Below are 23617 nucleotides of genomic sequence, written 5' to 3' on the forward strand. Positions count from 1 at the left end.
AACCGCCCCGTCAGCGCCCGACCGCGTAGCCCTGCATCCCCCGGGGGTTGGCGGCGCTCCACAGGAGCCCGCGCGCCCGGTCGATCCCGACGGCCGAGAGCCGGCCCAGCGACCAGGGTCCGCTGCGGGTCACCCGGTGTCCGCGCCGCTCGAGACCGTCGACGACGCCGTCGGGCAGGCGGTCCTCGACCACCGCGCCCCCCGGCTCGCGGCCCCGCGGCCAGAACGAGCTGGGCGACGACGTCGAGTGCAGGGCGGGCGCGTCGATCGCCTGCTGGGGGTCGTAGCCGCCCACGAGGGTGCGCAGCAGGTAGAGGAGCTGCCACTGGTCCTGCTGGTCGCCGCCGGGTGTCCCGAGTGCGGCGACGGGACCGTCGTCGTCGAGGACGAGCGTGGGGGTGAGGGTGGTCCGCGGCCGGCGGCCCGGGGTCAGCGTCGAGGGCAGGCCCTCCTGCAGCCAGCTCATCTGCAGCCGGGTGCCCAGGGCCATTCCGAGCTCGGGGATCGTCGGGGACGACTGCAGCCACCCACCCGACGGGGTGGCCGAGACGATGTTGCCCGCGCGGTCGACGACGTCGAGGTGGCAGGTGTCGCCCTTGGTCTCGCCGGAGAGCACGACCGTGGGCTCCCCGATCGTGCCGTCCGAGGTCACCCGGGACGCCGAGCCGTCGAGGGCGAGGTCGGCCAGCAGCGGCTCGCGGCCGCCGAGGCGCCCGGGTCGCAGGTCGGGCGAGGCGGTGTCGGTGATCAGGGCCCGTCGCTCGGCGACGTAGGCGGGGGCCAGGAGGGCGGCGACGTCGAGGGGGTCGCCGGCGTCGCCGAACCACGCCTCGCGGTCCGCCATTGCGAGCTTGGTGGTCTCGAGCACGAGGTGCGCGCCGCGCTCGGAGGACGGGTCGAGGTCGGCGTCGTCGTACCCGTCGAGGACGGCCAGCGCGGCGAGCAGCGCCGGGCCCTGTCCCCAGGCGGGCGTCTTGGCGATCCGCCGACCACGGAACTCCCCGACGGCGGCGTCGACCACCTGCGCCCGGAAGCCTGCCGTGTCCGCGACGGTGAGCACGCCCGCGTGGTCGGTGCCCGACGAGTGCCGGTGGGGCGTGCGGCACGACGCCGCCATCGCCTCCGCGACGAAGCCCTCGGCCCAGACGGTGCGCACCGCGTCGACCCGGGCGGGCCGGTCGCGGCCGTGCGCCGCGGCGGCGAGGCGTTCCAGCGTCTGCGCCCACGCCGGGTTGCGCAGGACCTCGCCCGCCCGCGGCGGCCGGCCACCGGGCAGCCACAGCGCGGCCGAGGTCGGCCAGTGCTCGCGGAACAGGTCGGCGACGGCGCCGACGGTGCTCGCCAGCCGCGGGACGGCGGGCACGCCGTCGCGGGCGTAGCCGATCGCCGGCGCCAGGACGTCGCCGACCTCCCACGTGCCGTGGTCGCGCAGCAGCAGGAACCACGCGTCGACGGCGCCGGGGATCGCCGCGGCCAGCGCACCCGAGCCCGGCACCCGGTCGAGACCCTCGGCGCGGTACGCCGCCGCGGACGCCCCGGCCGGTGCCGGGCCCTGGCCGTCGAGCACCCGGGGTGTCGGGTCGTCGGCGGTCGCGAACACGGCGGTCATGTCGCCACCGGGCCCGTTGAGGTGCGGCTCCACGACGTGCAGCACGAACGCGCCCGCGACGGCGGCGTCGAAGGCGGAGCCGCCGCGCTCGAGGACACCCATCGCGGTGGCGGCGGCCGCCCAATGGGTCCCCGCCGCCATCCCGACCGTGCCCTCCAGCACCGGTCGTGTCGTGAACTCCGGCGGCGGTGTCCATCCCGGGGGTGTCACCGTGTCAGCGAAGCCGATAAGACGGCGTCGACGGAAGAGGAGTACGAGATAGCAATGTGAAAGTATTGACGTAGGACTCCATTCGCGCCAGGCTTCTCCCATCGCACCGGCACCAGGAGGCCCCCGATGAGCACGACCGTCGCCCCGACGCAGGCTCGCAGCCGTCCCGCCACCATCGCGCTGTGGACGCTGCAGGTGCTGCTCGGTCTGATGTTCATCGTCGGGTCGGGCGCCCCGAAGCTCTTCGGCGAGGCCTATGCGGTGCAGATCTTCGAGGACCTCGGCACCGGCCAGTGGCTGCGGGTCGTGGTCGGCCTGCTCGAGGTCGCCGGCGGGATCGGGCTGCTCGTCCCGCGCCTGGCCGGGCTCGCCGCCTCCTGCCTGGTCGCGCTCATGGTCGGCGCCACGATCGCGCAGCTGTTCTTCCTCAGCGCGGGCTTCTGGTACACGCCGGTGATCCTCGGTGTCCTGCTCGGCGTGGTCGCCTGGGTGCGCCGCACCGAGATCCCCCGGGTGCTCGAGCGCTGAATCGCCTGGTCTCCCCGCCCGGTCGTCGCACCCTGCGACGGCCGGGCGGTGTCGTGCGTGGCTAGCGTGGATCGCATGACCAGCACCCAGTCGTCGGAGGCCCGTGAGGTGGCCGCCCGCGCCGAGGCGTTCGTCGAGGACCTGCAGACCTGGCTGCGCATCCCGTCGATCTCCGCCGACCCCGGCCACCACGACGACGTGGCCCGCTCCGCGGCGTGGCTCGCGGAGCGGCTGCGCGCCGAGGGCTGGCCGCAGGTCGAGGTGTGGGACGACACCGACGCGCTGCCCGCGGTGTACGCGTCGTGGCCCGCCCCGGACCCGGCCGCACCGACCGTTCTCGTCTACGGCCACCACGACGTCCAGCCCGCGGACCTCTCCGACGGCTGGTCGTTCGAACCGTTCGTGCCCGAGGTGGTGGGGGAGGAGCTGCGCGGGCGCGGCGCCTCCGACGACAAGGGGCACCTGGCGATGGTGCGGCTCGGCCTCGCCGCGCACCTCGCCGCGACGGGCGCCGACGGCCCCGCCGTGCACCTGAAGATGCTGGCCGAGGGCGAGGAGGAGTCCGGCTCGGCGCACCTCGCGTCCCTGCTCGCGGCGCACCGCGACGCGTTGGCCTGCGACGCGATCGTCGTCACCGACACCGGCATGGTCGGCCGCGACGCCCCGACCGTCTGCACCGGCATGCGCGGGATGGTCGACACCGAGGTCGCCTTCCGCGGCGCCTCGGTCGACCTGCACTCGGGCCAGTTCGGCGGGGCCGTCCCGAATCCGGTCACCGAGCTCGCGCGCCTCGTCGCCGCCCTGCACGACGACCAGGGGCGCGTCCGGGTGCCGGGCTTCTACGACGACGTGCGCCCACCCACACAGATCGAGCGCGACGCCTGGGCCGCCCTGCCCTTCGACGAGCCGGCGTGGCTGGCGGGCTCCGCGGCCGGCGCGCGGGCGACCGCCGGCGAAGCGGGCTGGACCACCTACGAGCGGCTCTGGGCGCGCCCGACCGCCGAGGTCAACGGCCTGCACGGCGGCTACGCCGGCCCCGGGCACAAGACGATCGTGCCGCACTCGGCGATGGCGAAGCTGACGTTCCGGCTGGTCGCCGACCAGGACCCGGCGCGCGTCCTCGCCGCCGTCCGCGACTTCGTCGCCGCGCACACCCCGGCCGGGATCGAGGCCGAGGTGTCGGCCACCGGCCCGGGCGTCGAGCCGCTGATCTGCGACGTCGACTCGGTCCTCGTCACCACGATCCGCGAGGCGATGGGCGTCGCGCTCGGCGCCGAGGTGCTGCCCGCGCGCGAGGGCGGCAGCGGCCCCGAGGCGCTCCTGTCCACCGAGCTCGCGGCCCCGCTGGCCTTCCTCGGCGTCATGCTGCCGTCCGACCGCATCCACGCCCCCGACGAGCGCGCGGTCCTGCCGCTCCTGCTCGCCGGCGCCGAGGCGACCGCCCACCTCTGGCGGCTGCTGGGGGAGCGCGGGGTGTGAGCTTGCGTTCGAGCGCACTCGAAGTCCTAGCGTCGAGGACATGACCACGGCACAGACCCCGATCGGATCCGGATTCGGCGCAGCGACCACCGCGCGCGAGGTGCTGGACGGCATCGACCTCACCGGCCGCCTCGCGGTCGTCACGGGCGGCTACTCGGGACTCGGCCTCGAGGCGACGCGCGCGCTCACCGCGGCCGGCGCCCACGTCGTCGTCCCCGCCCGCCGCCCGGACGCGGCGAAGGAGGCGCTCGACGCCCTCGAGGGGGTGGAGCTCGCCACCCTCGACCTGGGTGACCTCGACAGCGTCGCGGCCTTCGCCGGCGACTTCCTGGACTCTGGGCGCGCGATCGACATGATGATCGACAACGCCGGGATCATGGCGACGCCGGAGACCCGGGTGGGCCCGGGCTGGGAGGCGCAGTTCGCCACCAACCACCTCGGCCACTTCGCGCTGGTCAACCGGCTGTGGCCGGCGATCGAGCGGGGCAGCGACGCGCGCGTGGTGTCGGTGTCCTCCCGGGCCCACCACCGCTCGCCGGTGCGCTTCGACGACCTCGACTGGCGTGCGGGGCCCTACGACAAGTGGGCGGCCTACGGGCAGTCGAAGACGGCCAACGTCCTCTTCGCCGTGCACCTCGACGCGCTCGCGGCCGACCGCGGCGTCCGGGCGTTCTCGTTGCACCCGGGCGGGATCATGACGCCGCTGCAGCGCCACCTGCCCCGCGAGGAGATGGTCGCGCTCGGGTGGCTCGACGAGGACGGCGAGCCGACGCGGGAGGCCGCGGCGAACTTCAAGACACCCGAGGCCGGGGCGGCCACCGAGGTCTGGGCCGCGACCTCGCCGCAGCTCGCCCGACGCGGCGGGCTCTACCTCGAGGACTGCGAGGTCGCCGAGCTCGCCACCGACGACGCGTCGGGACGCGGTGTGCGCGCTTACGCCGTCGACCCCGAGGCCGCAGCCCGTCTCTGGGCCGTCTCGGCCGAGCGGACCGGGGTGGACGCGTTCGGCTGACGCGTTGTGCGCGCACGATGCGTCAGCCGAAGGTGTGACGGTCGCGGGCGGCGTGTCGGGTCGACGGAGGCGATCACCCGCCCGGCGCAGAAGGGCTCGCCGGCGGTCGCTCTCCGGCGCCGCGATGCGCCGGAATCTGCCGTGAACGGCGACTCAAGGTCCGGCGCGCGTGCCCGGAACGCGCTAGCAGACGCCGGATCGTGGACGTCGTGGATACCTCGATCGTGGGACGGCCGGAGGTGTTTGAATCCCGTTCGTGTCGTTCACGGGGACCACGGCGAGGTCGCATCTGGATCGTTCCCACCTGGTGCGGGGCGGGAGTCGATCACCGCGCACCACGGTGCGCCGGGAACGCCGCGGTGCGGTGCTCGGTGTGCTCCTCGCGCTCGCCCTGGGCGCCGCGCTCGCGCTGTGGCTGATCCTCGCGGCGCACCCGGTCGGGGCCCGCGCGGAGGACGGTGCCGCCGGAGTTCCGGACACCCCGGCCGCCGTCGAGACCGTCGGTCCGGCGGTCGTCATCACCAGCAACTCCTGCATCGCCGACGACCCGCGCGATGTCGTCGCCGTCGACGGCCCCGGCGGGCGGCGGCTCATGCCGCTCGACGGGTGCGGGACCCCGGTCGGTTCGAAGCTGACGGTCCGGATGGCGTTCGTCGGCGCCGAGCCGGCGGCCGACACGCCGGCCCGCGTGCTCGGCACCGGGTCCGCGGCCGCGCTCGCCGCCACCGAGCCCGCCGAGTCGCCGCTCACCGGTCGCCTGGCGATCCTGCTCACCGGCGTCGCCGGGCTCGGGATGGCCGGACTGCTCGTCGCCGTGGTGCGCGAGCGGTCCCGCCGGCCCGCGGCGCGCCCGACGGCCCCGCCGGCGCGTCCGACGCGGACCACCACGACCACGGCCGCCCCCCGCCCGGCTGTCGACCGGGCCGTCGAGAGGGGCACCGTCCACCGCCCCGCGTCGCGGCCCGGCCGGTCGGCGACGGCCGGACGGCCCGCCGCGCTCGACGCCGGACGTCGCGTGCCGGCACCCCGCGGGGGCACCTCGCGCCGGATCACCGCGAGCGGCGAGGGCCGCCCGCGCAGCCGGGGCACGGACCGGGGGACCGGCGGCGGGTCACGTCGCCCGGCCGCCGGTCCGCACCGCCGTTAGGTTGGTCATGTGACCTCCAGCGTGACCGCCCCCGCACGGGGGCTGCACCGACGTGTGCTCGACAACGGGCTGCGCGTGCTCCTGGTGCCCGATGCGGCCGCCCCCGTCGTGGGCATCGCCGTCCACGTCGACGTCGGCTTCCGGTCCGAGCCCGAGGGCCGCACCGGGTTCGCCCACCTCTTCGAGCACCTGATGTTCCAGGGCTCGGAGAGCCTGGAGAAGCTCGCCCACTTCCGGCACGTGCAGTCGTCGGGCGGCGTCTTCAACGGCTCGACGCACCAGGACTACACGAACTACTTCGAGGTCCTGCCGTCGGCCGCGCTGGAGCGGGCGCTGTTCCTCGAGGCCGACCGGCTGCGCGCCCCGCGCCTGACGCACGAGAACCTGCGCAACCAGGTGGACGTGGTCAAGGAGGAGATCCGCCTCAACGTCCTCAACCGGCCCTACGGCGGCTTCCCCTGGATCCTGCTGCCGCCGGTGCTCTACGACACCTACCCGAACGCGCACAACGGGTACGGCGACTTCACCGACCTCGAGCAGGCCTCCCTCGACGACGCCGCCGCGTTCTTCGACGCCTACTACGCGCCGGGCAACGCGGTGCTCACCGTCGTCGGGGACCTCGACCCGGACGAGACGGCCGCGCTCGTCGACAAGCACTTCGGCGACATCCCCGCCCGCGCGGTGCCGACGCGCCCGAGCTTCGCCGAGCCCCCGCCCGACGGGGAGCGCCGGGAGTCGGTGGTCGACGCGAACGCCCCGCTGCCGGCCCTGGCGCTGGGACACCGCCTGCCCGACCCGCACGCCGACCTGCCCGGCTACCTCGCGCACGCCGTGCTGGCGAGCCTGCTCACCGACGGCGAGGCCGCGCGACTGACGCAGCGCCTCGTGTACGGCGACGAGCTGGTCACCGACGTCTCCGCCTCCTGCGGGCTCATGGGCGCCCCCCTGGACGCCCGCGACCCCGACACGTTCACGGTCACCGCCGTGTACCCCGGCACGGTCGACCCGCAGCGGATCATCGGCGCGGTCGACGACGAGCTCGCGACCCTCGCCGCCGACGGTCCCGACCCCGACGAGCTGCGCCGGGTGACCGCCCGCTGGGCCTCCTCGCTGCACCGGGAGCACGACCGCCTGATGAGCCGCATGCTCGCGCTCGGTTCGGCCGAGCTGGTCCAGGGCCGCGCCGAGCTCGCCGACGAGCTGCCCGGCCTCATCGCCGCGGTCGAGCCGTCGGCCGTCGCGGCCGCCGCCGGGTCCCTGCGTCCCGACCAGCGCGCCGTCCTCACCGTCACGCCGGGAGGTGCGGCATGACCGGGCGCCGCAGCGCCGAGGAGATCGGCAGCACCCCCACGGGCCCCCGCGCCCTGCCTCCGCTGGGCCCGCAGCGCTCGGTGCCCGCGCCCGAGGAGGTCGACACCGTCCTCGGCTCGGGCCTGCGCGTCGTTGCCGTGCGCCGCCCCGACGTCCCGATGGTCGAGCTGCGCCTGCGGGTCCCGTTCGCCGACACCAGTGGGCGTGACGACTCGGCCCACGCCGCCGTCGCCGAGGTCCTCGCCACGACCATCCTGTCCGGCACCTCGTCGCGCAGCCGCGTCGGCATCGACGACGACCTGGCCGGCGTCGGCGGCGAGATCGGCTTCTCGGTCGACCCCGAGCGCCTCTCGGTCTCCGGGCACGCGCTGGCCGACGGCCTCGACACGCTGCTCGACGTGCTCGCCGACCTCGTGCTCGCGGCGACGCACCCCGACGACGAGCTCGCCCGCGAGCGGGAGCGTCTCGTCGAGCGGATCGAGCTGGCGTCGGCGCAGCCGTCGGTGATCGCCCGCCGCGCGCTGCAGGAGCGCCGCTACGGCGCGCACCCCGTCACGCGCGAGATGCCGCGGCCCGAGGAGGTCACCGCGGTGACCGCCGACGCCGTGCGGTCGCTGCAGGCCTCGGCCCTGCTGCCCGGAGGCTCGGTGCTCGTGCTCGTCGGCGACCTCGACCCGGCCGACGCCGTCGCGCGCGTGGAGAAGGCGCTCGCAGGCTGGTCGGGTGGTCGGGCCGCCCCGCTGCCGGCGCTGCCGGAGCTCCGGGCCCGCGACCTGCTGCTCGTCGACCGGCCGGGCGCCGTCCAGTCGCAGCTGCGGCTCTCCGCGCCGGCGGTCGGCCGGACCGACCCGCGCTATCCGGCGCTGCAGCTGGCCAACCTGGCGCTCGGCGGCTACTTCTCGTCGCGCCTGGTGGAGAACCTGCGCGAGGACAAGGGCTACACCTACCACGCGTCGTCGAGCCTCGAGCTCGATCCGCACGGCGCGGTGCTGGCGGTGGAGACCGACGTCGCGTCCGAGGTCACCGGCCCGGCGCTGCTCGAGGCGCGCTACGAGCTGGGCCGGCTCGCGGTGGTGCCGCCGACCGAGGACGAGGTCGAGTCGGCGCGGCGCTACCTCGTGGGCTCGCTGCTGATCTCGATGACGACCCAGGCCGGCTACGCCTCGACGGTCGCCGCGCTCGCCGCGCACGGGCTCTCGTCGTCGTGGGTGCGCGAGCACCCGGCGCGCCTCGAGGCCGTCACCACCGACGAGGTCGCGGCGGCCGCCACGGAGTTCTTCGCGCCGACGAGGTTCACCGGGGTCGTGGTGGCCGACGCCGCACGGACCGGTCCCGGGCTGCACGCCCTCGGCGGAGTGGAGATTCCGTGACGTCAGGGACCGCGGGCCCCGACCTGCGCGCCGCCTTCCACCTCGACGAGGACCCGTCGCTGTCGCGCTCGACGGTCGACCGCCGCGAGCAACTGCGCGTCGACCCCGAGCACAGCCGCGCGCTGTGGCCCGACGCCCGGGTGGTGCTCGTCGACCCGCACGGCCGGACGCCGGTCGAGCGGGGCGAGGACGGCGCCGTGACGCTGATGATGGTGCCGACCAGCACCCTCGACGACGAGACGCCCGCCGACGCCGTGCTGCTCGGCGAGGAGGACGGGACGGCGTACTGGGCCGTCCGCGTGCCCGACCCGGCCGAGGCGCACGCCAACGACGCGGGCTCGGGCTTCATGACCGCCGAGCAGTGGGCCCGCGCGGGCGGGGGCCCGGACCACGAGAACTGGACCGACCTGCGCACCTCGGGGGCCGACCTCGACGCGCGGGGCGCCGGCCTGCTCACCACCGCGGTGGCCCTGCTCAACTGGCACGACCGCAGCCGATTCTGCGAGCGCGACGGGTCGGAGACGTACGCGATCAAGGCGGGCTGGGCGCGCCTGTGCACCGCGCACCAGCACGAGGAGTACCCGCGCACCGACCCGTCGATGATCTGCCTGGTGCACGACGGTGCGGATCGCGTGCTGCTCGCGCGCCAGCCGATCTGGCCTGCGGGCCGCTACTCGGTGCTGGCCGGGTTCGTCGAGGCCGGCGAGTCGCTCGAGGCGTGCGTCGCCCGCGAGTGCGCCGAGGAGGTCGGCGTGGACGTCCACACGATTTCGTACCTCGGGTCCCAGCCCTGGCCGTTCCCGCGTTCGCTGATGATCGGCTTCTCGGCGGTCGCCGACCCCGACCAGCCGATCAAGCTCCAGGAGGGCGAGATCGAGGGTGCCCGCTGGGTCACCCGTGCCGAGCTCCGCGAGGCCCTGGACGCGGGGGAGTGGTCCCACCGCGACGGTGCACCTCGCGGCGCCCAGGGCGTCGGCGGTACGGCGTTCGAGGCGGGCGCCGGGCGCGAGCTCATCCTGCCCGGCGGCGTCTCCATCGCCCGCGCCATGCTCGAGGCCTGGGCCGCCGCGGGCTGAGCGCTCGCTCGCCTGCCTACCCGGATGACGAACGAACGGCGCTTTCGCTGCTTGTGTAGCAGCGAAAGCGCCGTTCGTTCATTCAGGGCCGCGGCATCCGGGCGCTCGCGCACCTCCGGTCGGCGGAGTCTCAGGAAGCTGCCTCGACGCGCGCCAGCGTCTCCTTGACCTCGGCGAAGCTGGGGTTCGTGGCCGCGCTGCCGTCGGGGTAGACGACGGTCGGCACGGTGCGGTTGCCGCCGTTGACCTCGGTGACGATCTCGGCGGCGTCCGGGACGCGGTCGATGTCGACTTCCTCGTACCCGATGCCCTCGCGGTCGAGCTGGGTCTTGAGGCGTCGGCAGAACCCGCACCAGCTGGTCGTGTACATCGTCATCTGTGCCACGCCCGATGCAACGCACTCGAAGCCGGATTCAGTCCTCGACGTGACCGAAGCGGTGCCGCGTGCGGCTGATCGCCTGCTCACGCAGCACCGTCAGCATCTCGCGCCGCCCGTCGGCCACCACCGGGGCGTCGATGAGGGACGCGCCGACCGAGGCCGCGGCCCGCTGGAGGTCGGCGGGCACCGTCCCCACCACCCGCAGCCGCTCGCCGTGCTCCGGGTCGCCCGCGAACTCCCTCACCGGCACCCCGGCACACGCCGCCGCGAGGCGGACCCGCAGCACGTCGCGCGCGGCGGCGTCCGAGCCGATCACGAGCCGCAGCGCGGGCAGCGTCCGGTAGCGGAAGACGTTGGCCTCGGCGCGCAGGCCCGTCGGGTCGTGCTCGACGGAGAACTCGTCCCGCCACGCGGCGGCGTCCGATCCGGCGGCGGCGCGCAGCCACGCGAGGTCCTCGGCGCCCCAGCGCGGGGCCTCGTCCGCGAGCAGCGCCGCGACCGGCGGCGCGAGGGGCGCGGAGGGGAGCCCCTCGACGGGACCGTCGTGCCACGTCCCGAACTGGGCGACGTAGTTCGGTCCACCGGGCTTCGCGCCCGGCCCGACCACGGAGCCCTTCCAGCCCCCGAACGACTGGCGCTGCACGATCGCGCCCGTGATGTGACGGTTGACGTAGGCGTTGCCGACCTCGACGTGTTCGCTCCAGTGGGCGATCTCGTCCGGGTCGAGGGCGTGCAGGCCGCCGGTGAGCCCGTAGCCCGTGGCGTTCTGCAGTGCGATCGCCTCGTCGAGGTCCGCCGCGTGCATGAGCCCGAGCACCGGCCCGAAGCACTCGGTGAGGTGGAACCACGAACCGGGCGCCACGGGCGCCTTCACCCCCGGTGTCCAGAGCGACGCGCCGAGCCTGCGGGGCTCGACCAGCCACGTCTCGCCCCGGTCGCGGCGGGTCAACGCCCGCTCGAGCTTCTCGTCCGGTGGCCCGATCAGGGGGCCCATCGTCGTCGACGGGTCGCTGCCGTGACCGACGCGCAGGGTGCGGACGGCGTCGGCGAGCTGGCGGTGGAACCGCGACCCGGCCGCCGTACGCGTCGACCGCATCGATCCGACGAGGATCGCGAGCGACGCCGCCGAGCACTTCTGCCCGGCGTGCCCGAACGCCGAGCGCACGAGGTCGGCGACGGCGAGGTCGGGGTCGGCGCTGGGCGTGATCACCAGCGCGTTCTTGCCGCTGGTCTCGGCGATCAGGCGGAGATCGGGGCGCCACGACCGGAACAGCTCCGCGGTCTGCGACGCCCCGGTGAGCACCACGTGGTCGACGGCCGGGTGCGTGACGAGCCGCCGCCCGGCGTCCCCCTCGTCGGTGTGCACGAGCTGAAGGGCGTCCGCCGGGATGCCGCCCCGGTGCAGGGCGGCGACGCCGACCTCGGCGCACGCCCGCACCTGCGGCGCCGGCTTGATCATCACCGCCGCCCCGGCGGCCAGGGCCGCGACGCAGCCGCCGAGCGGGATGGCGATCGGGAAGTTCCAGGGTGGGGTGACCACGACGACGCGGTCCGGGGTGAACGGCGCGCCCTCCAGCTCGTCGGCCCGGTCCGCGTAGTACGCCGCGAAGTCGATCGCCTCGGAGATCTCCGGGTCGGCCTCGGCGATCGTCTTGCCGGCCTCGTCGACCATCACGGTCAGCAGGTCCCCGCGCGCCGCGGCGAGCGCGCGGGCGGCCTCGCGCAGGATCGTCGCGCGCTCACGGGCGGGCCGGGACCCCCACGTGGACGCCGCCGCGGCGTCGATCACCGCGTCCACGGCGCCCGGGTCCGTGAGCTCGGGCTCGCGCACCCCGGGCCCCGCGGCGGTGATCGCCCGCAGCGCCCACTCGCGGTTCGCGGCCAGGGAGGGATCGGTGTCGGGCACGTTGCGGAACCGATGCTCCGCACGTGAGTGATCCGGGTCGTCCTGACGACCCGGATCACTCACGCGCGCGGAGCGCCTCGGCGTCGCCGCCACCGCGTCGCGGTCGCGCACCGAGGCCCGGAAGCGGTCGGTGTACGACGCGGGCCCGGCGTCGGAGAACAACGCGTAGAGGTAGTTCTCCGGCGAGGCGTTCTCCTCGAGCCGGCGCACGAGGTAGGAGACGGCGGCGTCGAAGTCGCCGGTGTGCACCACCGGCGTGTACAGCACGAGCTGCTCCCGGACGTCGCGCGCGACCACCTTCGCCTGCGCCGGCGCCATGCCCTGCAGCATCTCGACGTCGATCTGGCGCTCGGCATCGCGGGCGGCGGCGAGCTCGACGGCCAGCGCGACGTGGTGGAGGTGGTGGCTGGCGACGCCGAGGCGCAGCGCGTCGACCAGATCGCCCCCGATCGCCCGGTCGAGCAGGCGCACGTAGTTCGCATCGACCTCGGCCTTCGTCGTGTACGGCGCCTGCGGCCAGTCGTGCATCTCGGCGTCGACCTTCTCCATGGCGAGGTTCGCGCCCTTGACCAGCCGGACCTTGATCGGCGCGCCACCGGCCGCGACCCGGCGGCGGGCGAACGCGGCCAGCTCCTCCAGCGCGCCGAGGGCGTCGGGGAGGTAGGCCTGCAGCACGATCCCCGCCGCCAGCCCGGTGAACTCGGGGCGATCCAGCAGGGTCGTGAACAGGGCGACGGTGAGGTCGAGGTCCTTGTACTCCTCCATGTCGAGGTTCACGAAGGAGCCGGTCTCGCGCGCCAGGCGGAACAGCGGGGTCAGGCGCTCGACGAGCCGGTCACGGCTGCCCTCGAGGTCCCACGGCACGAGCTGGCTCGCCACCGACGACGCCTTCACCGAGACGTAGTCGACGTCGCCCCGCCGCAGCAGGTCCATCGTTCGGGCGAGTCGACGGTCCGCCTCCTCCTCGCCGAGCACCGCCTCGCCGAGCAGGTTGAGGTTCAGCCGGAAGCCCTCCGCGCGGGCCTCCTCGAGGCGACGCTCCAGCCCGCGGCCGTCGGCGTCGACGATCAGGTGGCCGACGAGGGCCCGGAGCCGACGCCGCGCGAGCGGCACCACCACACGAGGAGCCCTCGGGGCGAGCCTCGCGCCGGCGCGCAGGAGCGCCCGGTCGGCCCCGCCGATGAAGTCCGGCAGCGGCGCGTCCGGGCCCGCCAGGCGCGCGAGCTCCCGGGCCGCGACCTGGTCGTCGGCCGGGCGGGCCACGCGGTCGACGAAGCGCAGGGTGAAGTCGACGCCGGCCGGGTCGTGCATGAGGGCGGCGAGCTGTGCCGAGGGCCCGGTGGCCGCCCCGACGGCGCCGGCCCGCGCCCACTGGTCGGCACGGGCGACAGCCCGCTCGACGAGCTCGTCGGGGATACCGCCGCCGGCCCCGTGGGTGGTCGGCGCGAGCTGCTCGGTCATGGCTCCATCGTGGCCCGATCCGGTCGTCGGGTCTCGTCCGGATTCGACGGGCCCGGCGCCGGATCGACACCGTCGGTGACACGCCGGCGCAGGACCGGCGCCGGGCTCGCTCAGACCCGGGTGCGCAGCGCCCAGACCGCGAGCGGCCCGAACACCGCCGCGAAGGCCACGCCCCAGAGCAGCGTGGCGACGGCGTTGGCCGCCACCGGCCCCCCGACCAGGAGCCCGCGCAGGGCGTCGGCCAGCCGCGTCACGGGATTGATCGACACCCAGGCCTGCAACCAGTCCGGCATCGTCTGCGTGGGCGCGAAGGCGTTGCTCGCGAACGTCAGCGGGAAGAGCACGGTGAACCCGTAGATCTGCACCTTCTCCGGATCGCGCGCGAGCACCCCGAGCAGGACCGAGGTCCACGAGAACGCGACGGTGAACGCGACGAGCAGCCCGAACGCGGCGAGCACCGCGAGCGGGCTGGTGGTGATGCGGAACCCGAGCGCCACCCCGACCGCGAGCAGCACCACCAGCGACCAGAGCTGGCGCACCACGTCGCCCATGATCCGCCCCGACAACGGTGCCGACCGGGCGATCGGCAGGCTGCGGAAGCGGTCGAAGGTGCCCTTCTGCAGGTCGGTCGCCAGCCCGGTGGCCGTGTAGACGGTGAGGAACAGCGCGTTCTGCGCGATCAGCCCGCCGAGGGAGAACTGCAGGTAGGCGTCGGTGGAGCCGCCGATCGCCCCGCCGAACACGAACGTGAACAGCAGCACGAACATGATCGGCTGGATCGAGAGGTCGAGCAGCTCGGAGGGGTTGTGCTTGATCTGGACGAGGCTGCGCCAGGCCATGGTGAGCGACTGGCTCGCCCACTGGGCGGGGGTCGCGCGCCGGGATCGGGGCGCCGGCACGGCGGGGAGGTCGGTGGCGGGCGGGCCCGCCACCGTGCGGTCGAGGGTCACACCAGCTCCCGGTCGGTCGTGCTGTCGGAGTCTGTGCTGGACTCGTCGACCGCGCGGCGGCCGGTGAGCGCGAGGAAGACCTCGTCGAGGGTGGCCCGCCGCAGCGTCAGCTCGGCGAGGCGTACGCCGACGTCGTCGAGTCGGCGGACGACCGCGGGCATGAGGCCGTCGTCGCCCGCGGGGACCGAGACGGTGTCCTGATCGACCGTCGGCGTCGCGCCGGCGAGCTCGGCCGCGATCCGCGTCACCACCGCCACCTGCCCGGCGTCGGTGGGGCGCATCTGGAGCACGGCGGCACCGGCGCGGGCCTTGAGGTCGTCGGGCGTGCCGGTGGCGACCACCGCCCCGCGGTCGATGACGACGATGTCGTCGGCCAGCTGATCGGCCTCCTCGAGGTACTGCGTGGTGAGCAGCACCGTCACGCCGTCGTCGGTGAGTCTGCGGACCATGCCCCACAGCTCGTTGCGGCTGGCCGGGTCGAGCCCGGTGGTGGGCTCGTCGAGGAAGAGGATGCGCGGGCGCCCGACCAGCGACGCCGCGAGGTCGAGCCGGCGGCGCATGCCCCCGGAGTAGGTGCGCGCGGCCCGGCCGGCCGCATCACCGAGCCCGAACTGCCCGAGGAGATCGGCGGCCCGGGCCTTCGCCGCGGCGCGTCCCTGCCCGAGGAGCCGGGCGATGAGCACGAGGTTCTCGGTGCCGGTGAGCGCCTCGTCGACGCCCGCGTACTGCCCGGTGAGCCCGATGAGCGAACGCACGCGGTGCGGCTCGGTGATCACGTCGTGGCCCCCGACGACGGCGCGTCCCTCGTCCGGCGCGAGCAGCGTGGCGAGCACCCGCGTCGCGGTGGTCTTGCCGGCCCCGTTGGGCCCGAGTACCCCCAGCACGGTGCCCTCGGCGGCGGAGAGGCTCGCGCCCGCGAGCGCGGTGGTGGCGCCGAAGCGCTTGACGAGACCGTCGGCCTCGATGGCAGGTGGCACACCATCACCGTGTCAGAGGGGTCCGACAGCCGTCGTGATGTTTTCGGACCTCACACCCGATACCGCGCACGACCCGGCCCGTCCCGCCCCCGGCGGTCGGTCCGGGTTGAGAGCATGAGCCTCGTGGGCAGTACAGCGGGCAGCGGCGAGAACGGGGCGGGGTCGGACGCGGTGGCGGGGCTCGACCCCGAGCAGCGTGCGGCGGTGCTCGCGCCGCGGGGGCCGGTGTGCGTGCTGGCCGGGGCCGGGACGGGCAAGACCCGGACGATCACCCGCCGCATCGCGCACCTGGTCGGCAGCGGCCACGTCTCCTCCGGCCAGGTCCTCGCGGTGACGTTCACGGCCCGTGCGGCGGGCGAGATGCGCACGCGACTGCGCGCGCTGGGTGTCGACGGGCCGGGCCGGCCGCCGGTGCAGGCGCGCACCTTCCACGCCGCGGCCCTGCGCCAGCTGCGCTACTTCTGGCCGCGCGTGGTCGGCGGGGCGCCCTGGGAGGTGCTCGAGGGCAAGCTGCGCTTCGTCGGGCAGGCCGCCCAGCGGGCCGGGGCGCCGACCACCCGCGAGTCGCTGCGCGACCTCGCCGGCGAGATCGAGTGGGCCAAGGCCTCGCTCGTGGCCCCGGACGACTACGCGGCGGCGGCCGGCAGGGCCGCCCGCGACGTCCCGGGCCCGGTCGAGCAGGTCGCGAAGGTCTACGAGACCTACGAGACGCTCAAGAACCGCGCCGAGCAGCTCGACTTCGACGACCTGCTGCTCCACACGTCCGCGGCGCTCGAGGAGCACCCGGAGGTCGCCCACGAGTTCCACGAGCGCTACCGCTGCTTCGTGGTCGACGAGTTCCAGGACGTCACCCCGGCCCAGCACCGCCTGCTGCGGGCCTGGCTCGGCGGGCGTGACGACCTCACCGTGGTCGGCGACGCCAACCAGACGATCTATTCGTTCGCCGGTGCCAGCCCGTCCTACCTGCTCGACTTCCCGCGCGTGTTCCCCGAGGCGACGGTCGTGCGCCTCGTGCGCGACTACCGCTCCACCCCGCAGGTCGTCTCGGCGGCCAACACCGTCATCGGGGCGGCCCGGGGGCGCGCGGCCGGGTCGCGGCTGCGCCTCGAGGGGCAGCGCCCGCCCGGCCCGGAGCCCGACTTCGCCGAGCACGACGACGAGCCCGCCGAGGCGACGGCGGTCGCGGCCGCGATCGGCGAGCTGGTCGAGCAGGGTGTGCCGCCGGCCGAGATCGCCGTGCTGTACCGGGTCAACGCCCAGTCCGAGGCCTACGAGAAGGCGCTCGGCGACGCCGGGATCGCCTATCAGGTGCGCGGCGGCGAGCGCTTCTTCCAGCGCACCGAGGTCCGCACCGCGATCGCCGCCCTGCGCACCGCCGCGACGCGCGCCCCGGACGACGCCACCGGCGACAACATGGTGTCGCTGGTGCGCGCGGTCCTCGGCGAGCAGGGGCTGACCGAGGCCCCGCCCGCCGGGTCCGCCGGCGAGGGCGCCGCCCGCCAGCGCTGGGAGTCGCTGCGCGCACTGGCCGAGCTCGCCGAGGAGCTCGTCACCACCGTCCCGGAGGCCGACCTCGGTGCCTTCCTCACCGAGCTGAACGCCCGCGCGCAGGCCCAGCACCCGCCGACCGTGCAGGGCGTGACGCTCGCGTCCCTGCATGCCGCGAAGGGCCTGGAGTGGGACGCCGTGTTCCTCGTCGGGCTCACCGACGGCACGATGCCCATCCAGCACGCCGACGGCGACGACGACGCGGTCGAGGAGGAGCGCCGGCTGTTCTACGTCGGCGTCACCCGCGCCCGCGTGCACCTGCGGCTGTCCTGGGCGCTGTCGCGCAACGCCGGCGGACGGCGCTCGCGGCGACGCAGCCGTTTCCTCTACGGCCTCGTGCCCGAGGAGCACCCGGCCGCCCGGGTGCCCACCGGGCGCGGCGAGAACGGCGGCTCGCGGGGCAAGCCGACCTGCCGGCTCTGCGGCAAGCCGTTGCCGGACCCCGCGTCGGCCAAGCTGGGGCGCTGCAGCACCCACCCGTCGGACGTGGACGAGGAGCTCCTCGAGGCGCTGCGGACGTGGCGCTCCGCGGAGGCCAAGTCCCGGTCCGTGCCCGCCTACGTGGTGTTCACCGACGCCACGCTCATCGCGCTCGCCGAGCAGCGGCCCGCCGACCCGTCGGGGCTCGTGGCCATCCCCGGGATCGGGTCGTCGAAGCTCGAGCGCTACGGCACCGAGGTGCTCACCCTGCTGCGGGAGCACGCCTCGTAGGAGGTCGTCCGCGTCCGGTCGGAAGAACTCCGGGAAAACGTCCCGAAAATGCGTTGCCCTCCTGCGAGGGACCGCCCTACGGTCGATCACACACCGGCGCACGAGGCTGCCGGTCGGGCGGTTCGCCGCACGTGGGACATCGAGGGGGGCTCGCAGACATGGACATCGTCACCGTCGCGGGCACCGGTCGCCACGTCGCGAGCTGGCGCTACTCCACGGCTTTGACGCGTTCGAGCGTCGCCGTGTGCGGGCCGAGGGGACAGCAGCAGCGGCCCGTCGTCCGTGAGCGCGATCTCGTGAATCTCCCGACCTTCGACCCGCAGCGGACGTCCGCGCCCCGTCGGTGGGGCCCCTGACCTTCAGGACCCACCGGATCACACGAGGCCGCGGACCCGCTCCAGGGACCGCGGCCTTCGTCGTCGTCTAGGCGACCGACCTCCGCGGCTCCCGGCCCCGCCGACCCGCCCACCGGAGGTAGCACCGTGTCCCCCGCCGGACTACTCGAACGCCCGACCGTCACCGACCCCGGTCCCGAGCTCCCCGACCTCTTCGACGCCCTGACCTCCGTCGAACTCCCCTGTCGGCTCGCCGAGGAGGACCTCTGGTTCTCCGAGGCACCGGCCGACCTCGAGCGGGCCAAGGGCCTCTGCGGTGCCTGCCCGATCCGACGGGCGTGCCTCGCCGGCGCGCTCGAGCGGCGGGAGTACTGCGGGGTGTGGGGCGGGGAGATCTTCGACCGGGGCGCCGTGATCGCCCGGAAGCGGCCCCGGGGTCGGCCGTCCAAGGCCGACCTCGCCCGGGACGCGGAGCTCGCCGCCGCCCGGGCCGCCACCGGGGTCGCCTGACCCCACCCGGCCGCGAGCGAGGGTCACCCCGACTGCCCCGGAGGCAGCGAGGGTGACCCTCGCTCCGGTCACCCAGGACCCCCGAGGGGGGAGAAGGGGGCCCGGTGCGCTCTGGTCGACGCCAGCGTGCGCACCGGGCCCCGGACGAGAGGTCGTTTCAGTTCAGGCGGCGAAGCCCGGCTGCCACTGCTCGAAGATCCCCCGCAGCGGGATCTCGGCGTCGAGCTGACAGAGCACCGCCACCGACGCGAGCGTCACCCGGTGCACCAGCAGGTACTGCGGCGGCAGGTTGAGCCCGCGGCCGGTGGTGAACTCGGGGCGGCGCAGGTCGCCCAGGCGGTCGGCCTGCCCGCGCAGCCAGGACCGCGTGAAGTGGAACTTCTCGGTGCGCAGCGGGTCGGTGAGCGGACCGAGGTACGCGATCGCCTCGTCCGAGCCCATGTCGACGCCGGGCAGCACGAAGTTCAGCTGCTTGAGCAGCTCCAGGAGCTCCTCGGCGCGGTCCTCGACCGCCAGCCGCAACATGTGCCCGAGCTCGTAGGGCAGTCCGTCGGGCAGCTTCGCCACGGCCCCGAAGTCGATCACGCACAGCCGGCCGTCGGGCAGCAGCTGGAAGTTGCCGGGGTGCGGGTCGGCGTGGAGCAGGCCCACCCGCGCGGGCGACGAGAAGTGGAAGCGCGAGAGCAGCAGGCCGACGCGGTCGCGCTCCTCGGGCTCGCCGGACCGGATGATCGCCGACAGCGGCGTCCCGGTGACCCACTCGGAGACCATCGCCTTCGGCGCCGACGCCACCACGCGGGGCACGACGACGTGCGGGTCGCCCTCGTACGCGGCGGCGAAGGCGCGCTGCGCGTCGGCCTCGTCGCGGTAGTCGAGCTCCTCGGCCATGCGGTCGCGGAGCTCGGAGAGCAGCGGCTTGATCTCCATGCCCGGCACCAGCGGCTGGACCATGCGGCTGAAGCGCTGGAGCTGGCGCAGGTCGGCCATGATGGCCTCCTCCGCGCCCGGGTACTGGACCTTCACCGCGACGTCGCGGCCGTCGTGCCACACGGCGCGGTGGACCTGCCCGATGCTCGCGGCCGCCGCCGGGGTGTCGTCGAACTCGCGGAACCGCTCGCGCCAGCCCCGCCCGAACTGCTCGGCGAGGACGCGGTGGGTGCGCGCGGTAGGCATCGGGGGCGCGGCCGTCTGCAGCTTGGTGAGGGCCTCGCGGTAGGGCTCGGCCATCTCCGGGGGCACAGCGGCCTCGAACACGCTGAGGGCCTGGCCGAACTTCATGGCCCCGCCCTTGAGCTCGCCGAGGACCGCGAAGAGCTGCTCGGCGCCGCGGCGGGCGACGTCCGCGGTGATCTCGCCCTGGTCGCCGCCGGCCAGCCGGCGACCCCAGCCCGCGGCGGTGCGGGAGGCGAAGCCGAGCGGCAGCGAGGCCAGCCGGGCCGACCGCTGGACCGACCGGCGGGGGATGTCATCGGTCACGGGTCCGATTCTCCCTCGCGCGCTCGGTGACGGCGCGCCCAGGTCGGCTCGCGTCGGCGTCGCGGAGCGGTCTCTCAGGGCGTGTCGACGACCGACGCGTCGAGCTCCAGCCACCGGCGGCGGTCGAGCAGGCGGTCGATCTCGGATCGGAACAGCGCGATCAGCGCGGGGAACCGCGGGGTCGCGTGCCCGAGCCGGTCGCACAGCCTCGCGAGGTGCGCGTCGACCGACTGCAGGTCAGGGCAGCTGTAGGTCGCGCCCTCGGCGCCGAACACGGTGATCAGGGGGTCGTGGCCGCGGGTGTCGATCGCCGGGGGCCGCGTCATGGTGGAGGCCATGGCCGTCTCCTTCTCGAGGTTCACCGGAAGGTTCGCCGACCGCACCGATCCACTAACGCAGGATGTGATGTGCAGCCCGTGTTCCGGTCGTCACGCTGCGACCATCGGGTGGCGGCTCGTGGCCGGACGCACGGTCAGAGCCCGGCACCCGCAGTCCGGGTGCCGCCGGGCCGGTCGGGACCGGTGGGTGCCGTCCGGCTCGAGCACGAGCGCCGCGCCGCGCGCGGCGGGGACGGCGCCCTCGAGGTGCGCGAGCGACTGGCCGGCGGCGAGCGCGGCGGTCGCCGCGGCGAGGGCCACCGGCACGGCGACACGACGGCCCGCCAGCTCGGCGGCGACCCTCGGCCAGACGGGGTCCACGTCGGTGCGCCGGAGGTCCTCGCACCGCAGGCAGGGCGTCATTCCGGGCACGACGAGCGGCCCCACCGTGCCGACGCCGTCGACGACGCCCACCGGGAGGTGGACCCGGCCCGCGACCACGAGCTCCGACGTCGCCACCGGATCGGGACGGGCGCCGTCGGCGAGGACGACGAGGTCGGCGCGGGCCGCGAGCCAGCGGCGCGCCGGGGCGTCGGCCGGTGGCGGGATACCGGGCGACGCCCGCGCCACGGCGTCCGCGACCGCCCACGCGGACGGACGACCGACGTCCCCGGCCAGCAGACCGGTGCCGACGTCGTCGCGCACCACCGTTCCCCCGGCCTCGACGAGCACCCGCCCGACACCGGCCGCGGCGAGCAGACAGGCCACCGACACCGCGACCCGGCCGGCGCCGCGCACGACGACCCGGCAGCCGGCCAGCGGGTCGGTGCGCGGTGCTCCGACGAGCAGGCCTGCGGCGTGCAGGTGCTCGAGCAGGTCGCGCGCGGCGACCGGGGCCGCGCCGGCGGCGACGGCCTCGGCCAGCACGCGCGCCGGGGAACGTGTGCCGTCGAGGGCGTCGACCATCCGCACGAGCGGCGGCGTCAGGCCGTCGACGACCACGGCCTCGGCCGGGTCGGCGCCGAACTGCAGGACGTCGGGCGCGCGGTGCAGCGCCGCGTGTCGCAGACGCGGCCGGCCAGGGAGGGACGAGCGCGGGAGGGTGGGCACGGGGGAGAGCACGGGAGCCGGGAGCACACCTGGTTCGACGCAGCGGAGGGCCGTCCGGATCCCGCCTTCTAGGCTCGACGCCATGGTCGAATCGCGTCCCGAGGTCGAGGTGCGTCGCAGCGCCCGGCGGCGGCGGACGGTGGACGCCCACCGCGAGGGCTCGACCGTCGTGGTGAACATCCCGGCGTCGATGTCGCGGGCGCAGGAGCGGCACTGGGTCGAGGAGATGCTCCAGCGCCTGGAGCGCGCCGACGCCCGTCGCCGTCCGGGCCGCCGGGCGGGGGACGCCGACCTCGGTGACCGCGCCGACGCCCTGGCGCGCGCCCACCTGGACCCGATCGCCCCCGACGGCGCCTGGCCGCGGCCGGCGTCGGTGCGCTGGACGAAGCCGATGCGCACCCGGTGGGCGTCGTGCACGCCTGCCGACGCGACGATCCGCGTCAGCGAGAAGCTCCGCGAGGTGCCCGGGTGGGTGCTCGACCACGTGCTGGTGCACGAACTCGTCCACCTGCGCGAACCGCGGCACGGCCCGGCGTTCCGGGCGGCCGAGGCCGCGTACCCGCGCAGCGAGCGCGCGATCGGCTACCTCGAGGGCCTCGCCGCCGGCGCCGGGCTCCCGATCACCGAGACCGACGGAGAGCCCGACGAGGCCCCTGCCGAGGACTGAGTCCTAGGACGACGGACCCTCGCCCTCCTCGGGCTCGTCCTTCGTCGGCTCCTTGGCGTCCTTCGCCTCCTGCTCGGCCTTCATCTCGGCCTCGAGGCGCGCCAGCGGGTCGTCGAGGTCGGCGAAGCTCTCGGCCGAGCCCTCCGCCGCGCCGCTCGCCACGGTCTTCGTGCCCCCGACGAAGGCGGCCGGGTCGTCGAGGTCGTCGGCGGTCGGCATGAGGTCGGGGTGCGACCAGACCGCGTCGCGGCCCTCGATGCCGCGCTCGTCGGTGAGCGCCCGCCACAGCGCGGCGGCGTCGCGCAGCCGGCGCGGCCGCAGCTCCAGCCCGACGAGCGTGGCGAAGGTCTGCTCCGCGGGCCCGCCGGAGGCGCGGCGGCGACGCAGCGTCTCCCCGAGGGCGGAGGCGCCGGGCAGGCGCTCGCCCACGGCGTCGGCGACCACCACGTCGACCCAGCCCTCGACGAGCGCGAGGAGGGTCTCGAGGCGGCGCAGCGCGACCTTCTGCGACTCGGTGGTCTGCGGCTCGAACATCCCCGAGCTCATGAGCTGCTGCAGGGACTCGGGGTTCATCGGGTCGACGTCGCGCGCGAGCTCCTCCATGCGTGACGTGTCGATGGAGATGCCCCGGGCGAACTCCTCGACGGTCGCGAGCAGGCGCTGGCGCAGCCACGGCACGTGCCCGAACAGGCGCTGGTGCGCGGCCTCGCGGGCGGCGAGGAAGACGAGCACCTCGCCCGCCGGGCGGTCGATGCCCTCGGTGAAGGTGGTGATCGCGGCCGGCAGGAGCGCGGCGGTGCCCTCCGGGCCGAGGGGCAGGCCGACCTCCGAGGAGGTGAGCACCTCCTTGGCGAGCTGGGCGAGCCCGGCGCCGAGCTGCGAGCCGAAGGCCATGCCGCCGACCTGGGAGATCATGCCGAGCATCGGGCCGGCCATCTGGCGGGCCTCCTCGGGCAGGCCCTCGACCCAGGCGCCCGCGACGCGCTGCGCCACGGGGTCGCACAGGCGCTGCCAGGTGGGCATCGTCGTGTCCACCCACTGAGCCGGCGACCAGACCGCGACCTGGGAGGTGCCCGACGGCAGGGTCGTCGCGTCCTCGAGCCACAGCTCGGCCAGACGCACCGACTCCTCGGCCGCGCGCTGCTGCTCGCTCGTCGGCTTCGCGGTGCCCTCGGCGCCGAGCTGCTGGTGCGCCATCTGCGCGGCCAGCTTGTAGTTCACGGGGCCCTCGGCACCCGGGCCCGACGACTGGCTGAGCATCTGCCCGAGCTGCGTGAGCATCTGCCCGAGCTGACCCATGTCGAAGCCACCGGGGCCGCCGGCGCCGCCCATCCCGGGCAGGCCGAAGCCCATCGGGCCGCCGGGACCCCCGGGGCCGGAGCCACCGGACCCGCCGGAACCGGAGCGGCGGGACTCGTCGTCGGGGTCGGACGGCCCGAAGCCGAAGGGCAGGTCACTCATGGTGCCGACGGTACGCGGCCCCGACACCCCCGTGGGCCGTCAGCGCACGCCCACGGCGAACGCCCAG

General features: G+C 75.3%; 19 protein-coding genes. 10 read left to right on the forward strand and 9 right to left on the reverse strand.

Going from position 1 to position 23617, the window contains the following annotated elements; translation table 11 throughout:
- Window positions 1–10: 10 nt before the first annotated feature.
- A complete protein-coding gene (locus tag PH189_RS08090) occupies window positions 11–1819 on the reverse strand; it encodes a gamma-glutamyltransferase family protein (protein ID WP_378014929.1) in 1809 nt (602 codons plus the stop codon).
- Window positions 1820–1945: 126 nt separating this feature from the next.
- Between PH189_RS08090 and PH189_RS08095 the strand changes: the two genes are divergently transcribed.
- From PH189_RS08095 to nudC, 7 genes are all read left to right on the forward strand, one after another.
- The gene (locus PH189_RS08095; protein ID WP_274188251.1) at window positions 1946–2347 is read left to right on the forward strand and encodes a DoxX family protein; all 402 of its coding nucleotides are present in this window, start codon (window positions 1946–1948) and stop codon (window positions 2345–2347) included.
- A 75-nt stretch (window positions 2348–2422) separates the two neighbouring features.
- Complete coding sequence (locus tag PH189_RS08100) at window positions 2423–3826, forward strand: M20/M25/M40 family metallo-hydrolase (protein ID WP_274188252.1); 1404 nt, start codon at window positions 2423–2425, stop codon at window positions 3824–3826.
- 40 nt (window positions 3827–3866) lie between these two features.
- Entirely contained in the window at window positions 3867–4838 is a 972-nt protein-coding gene (locus PH189_RS08105; RefSeq protein ID WP_274188253.1) for an SDR family NAD(P)-dependent oxidoreductase, read from the forward strand.
- Window positions 4839–5202: 364 nt separating this feature from the next.
- Entirely contained in the window at window positions 5203–5985 is a 783-nt protein-coding gene (locus tag PH189_RS08110) for a hypothetical protein (protein ID WP_274188254.1), read from the forward strand.
- Window positions 5986–6006: 21 nt separating this feature from the next.
- A complete protein-coding gene (locus PH189_RS08115) occupies window positions 6007–7296 on the forward strand; it encodes a M16 family metallopeptidase (RefSeq protein ID WP_274188255.1) in 1290 nt (429 codons plus the stop codon).
- Window positions 7293–8666, forward strand: coding sequence for a M16 family metallopeptidase (locus PH189_RS08120; protein WP_274188256.1), 1374 nt, complete (start codon window positions 7293–7295; stop codon window positions 8664–8666). Before PH189_RS08115 ends, PH189_RS08120 begins: the two co-directional genes overlap by 4 nt.
- Complete coding sequence (nudC, locus tag PH189_RS08125; RefSeq protein WP_274188257.1) at window positions 8663–9742, forward strand: NAD(+) diphosphatase; 1080 nt, start codon at window positions 8663–8665, stop codon at window positions 9740–9742. The genes PH189_RS08120 and nudC overlap by 4 nt, the downstream gene beginning before the upstream one ends.
- Before the next feature lie 130 nt (window positions 9743–9872).
- Here nudC and PH189_RS08130 read toward each other — a convergent pair whose 3' ends face one another.
- The 4 genes from PH189_RS08130 to PH189_RS08145 all read right to left on the reverse strand — a co-directional run bounded on the left by PH189_RS08130 (window position 9873) and on the right by PH189_RS08145 (window position 15415).
- The gene (locus PH189_RS08130) at window positions 9873–10118 is read right to left on the reverse strand and encodes a mycoredoxin (protein ID WP_274188258.1); all 246 of its coding nucleotides are present in this window, start codon (window positions 10116–10118) and stop codon (window positions 9873–9875) included.
- A gap of 37 nt (window positions 10119–10155) precedes the next feature.
- Window positions 10156–13488, reverse strand: a complete 3333-nt coding sequence (locus PH189_RS08135; RefSeq protein WP_274188259.1) for a bifunctional proline dehydrogenase/L-glutamate gamma-semialdehyde dehydrogenase — start codon at window positions 13486–13488, stop codon at window positions 10156–10158.
- Window positions 13489–13598: 110 nt separating this feature from the next.
- Complete coding sequence (locus PH189_RS08140; RefSeq protein WP_274188260.1) at window positions 13599–14438, reverse strand: ABC transporter permease; 840 nt, start codon at window positions 14436–14438, stop codon at window positions 13599–13601.
- The gene (locus PH189_RS08145; RefSeq protein WP_274188261.1) at window positions 14435–15415 is read right to left on the reverse strand and encodes an ATP-binding cassette domain-containing protein; all 981 of its coding nucleotides are present in this window, start codon (window positions 15413–15415) and stop codon (window positions 14435–14437) included. Before PH189_RS08145 ends, PH189_RS08140 begins: the two co-directional genes overlap by 4 nt.
- Before the next feature lie 123 nt (window positions 15416–15538).
- Between PH189_RS08145 and PH189_RS08150 the strand changes: the two genes are divergently transcribed.
- The gene (locus PH189_RS08150; protein ID WP_274188262.1) at window positions 15539–17674 is read left to right on the forward strand and encodes an ATP-dependent DNA helicase UvrD2; all 2136 of its coding nucleotides are present in this window, start codon (window positions 15539–15541) and stop codon (window positions 17672–17674) included.
- Between the two features lie 482 nt (window positions 17675–18156).
- Window positions 18157–18519 carry a WhiB family transcriptional regulator gene (locus PH189_RS08155; protein ID WP_274188263.1) on the forward strand — a complete coding sequence of 121 codons (363 nt, stop codon included), beginning with the start codon at window positions 18157–18159 and terminating at the stop codon, window positions 18517–18519.
- A 162-nt stretch (window positions 18520–18681) separates the two neighbouring features.
- Here PH189_RS08155 and PH189_RS08160 read toward each other — a convergent pair whose 3' ends face one another.
- The 3 genes from PH189_RS08160 to PH189_RS08170 all read right to left on the reverse strand — a co-directional run bounded on the left by PH189_RS08160 (window position 18682) and on the right by PH189_RS08170 (window position 21422).
- Window positions 18682–19995 carry an ABC1 kinase family protein gene (locus PH189_RS08160; RefSeq protein WP_274188264.1) on the reverse strand — a complete coding sequence of 438 codons (1314 nt, stop codon included), beginning with the start codon at window positions 19993–19995 and terminating at the stop codon, window positions 18682–18684.
- Between the two features lie 74 nt (window positions 19996–20069).
- Window positions 20070–20333, reverse strand: coding sequence for a hypothetical protein (locus PH189_RS08165; protein ID WP_274188265.1), 264 nt, complete (start codon window positions 20331–20333; stop codon window positions 20070–20072).
- A gap of 90 nt (window positions 20334–20423) precedes the next feature.
- Window positions 20424–21422 (reverse strand): ThiF family adenylyltransferase, encoded by a 999-nt coding sequence (locus PH189_RS08170; protein ID WP_274188266.1) that lies wholly within the window; start codon window positions 21420–21422, stop codon window positions 20424–20426.
- A gap of 82 nt (window positions 21423–21504) precedes the next feature.
- Between PH189_RS08170 and PH189_RS08175 the strand changes: the two genes are divergently transcribed.
- Window positions 21505–22089 carry a M48 metallopeptidase family protein gene (locus PH189_RS08175; RefSeq protein ID WP_274188267.1) on the forward strand — a complete coding sequence of 195 codons (585 nt, stop codon included), beginning with the start codon at window positions 21505–21507 and terminating at the stop codon, window positions 22087–22089.
- A 3-nt stretch (window positions 22090–22092) separates the two neighbouring features.
- Here PH189_RS08175 and PH189_RS08180 read toward each other — a convergent pair whose 3' ends face one another.
- Window positions 22093–23550 carry a zinc-dependent metalloprotease gene (locus PH189_RS08180; RefSeq protein ID WP_274188268.1) on the reverse strand — a complete coding sequence of 486 codons (1458 nt, stop codon included), beginning with the start codon at window positions 23548–23550 and terminating at the stop codon, window positions 22093–22095.
- Window positions 23551–23617: the final 67 nt, after the last annotated feature.

It is taken from the genome of Actinomycetospora chibensis, from assembly GCF_028737215.1.
GTDB classification, from domain to species: Bacteria; Actinomycetota; Actinomycetes; order Mycobacteriales; family Pseudonocardiaceae; genus Actinomycetospora; species Actinomycetospora chibensis.

Excerpts from the sequence above, each read along its gene's own strand:
- PH189_RS08095 (WP_274188251.1), top strand. The coding sequence starts at position 1,946 with ATGAGCACGACCGTCGCCCCGACGCAGGCTCGCAGCCGTCCCGCCACC.
- PH189_RS08100 (WP_274188252.1), top strand. The coding sequence starts at position 2,423 with ATGACCAGCACCCAGTCGTCGGAGGCCCGTGAGGTGGCCGCCCGCGCC.
- PH189_RS08105 (WP_274188253.1), top strand. The coding sequence starts at position 3,867 with ATGACCACGGCACAGACCCCGATCGGATCCGGATTCGGCGCAGCGACC.
- PH189_RS08120 (WP_274188256.1), top strand. The coding sequence starts at position 7,293 with ATGACCGGGCGCCGCAGCGCCGAGGAGATCGGCAGCACCCCCACGGGC.
- PH189_RS08130 (WP_274188258.1), bottom strand. The coding sequence starts at position 10,118 with ATGACGATGTACACGACCAGCTGGTGCGGGTTCTGCCGACGCCTCAAG.
- PH189_RS08135 (WP_274188259.1), bottom strand. The coding sequence starts at position 13,488 with ATGACCGAGCAGCTCGCGCCGACCACCCACGGGGCCGGCGGCGGTATC.
- PH189_RS08165 (WP_274188265.1), bottom strand. The coding sequence starts at position 20,333 with ATGGCCTCCACCATGACGCGGCCCCCGGCGATCGACACCCGCGGCCAC.
- PH189_RS08175 (WP_274188267.1), top strand. The coding sequence starts at position 21,505 with ATGGTCGAATCGCGTCCCGAGGTCGAGGTGCGTCGCAGCGCCCGGCGG.
- PH189_RS08180 (WP_274188268.1), bottom strand. The coding sequence starts at position 23,550 with ATGAGTGACCTGCCCTTCGGCTTCGGGCCGTCCGACCCCGACGACGAG.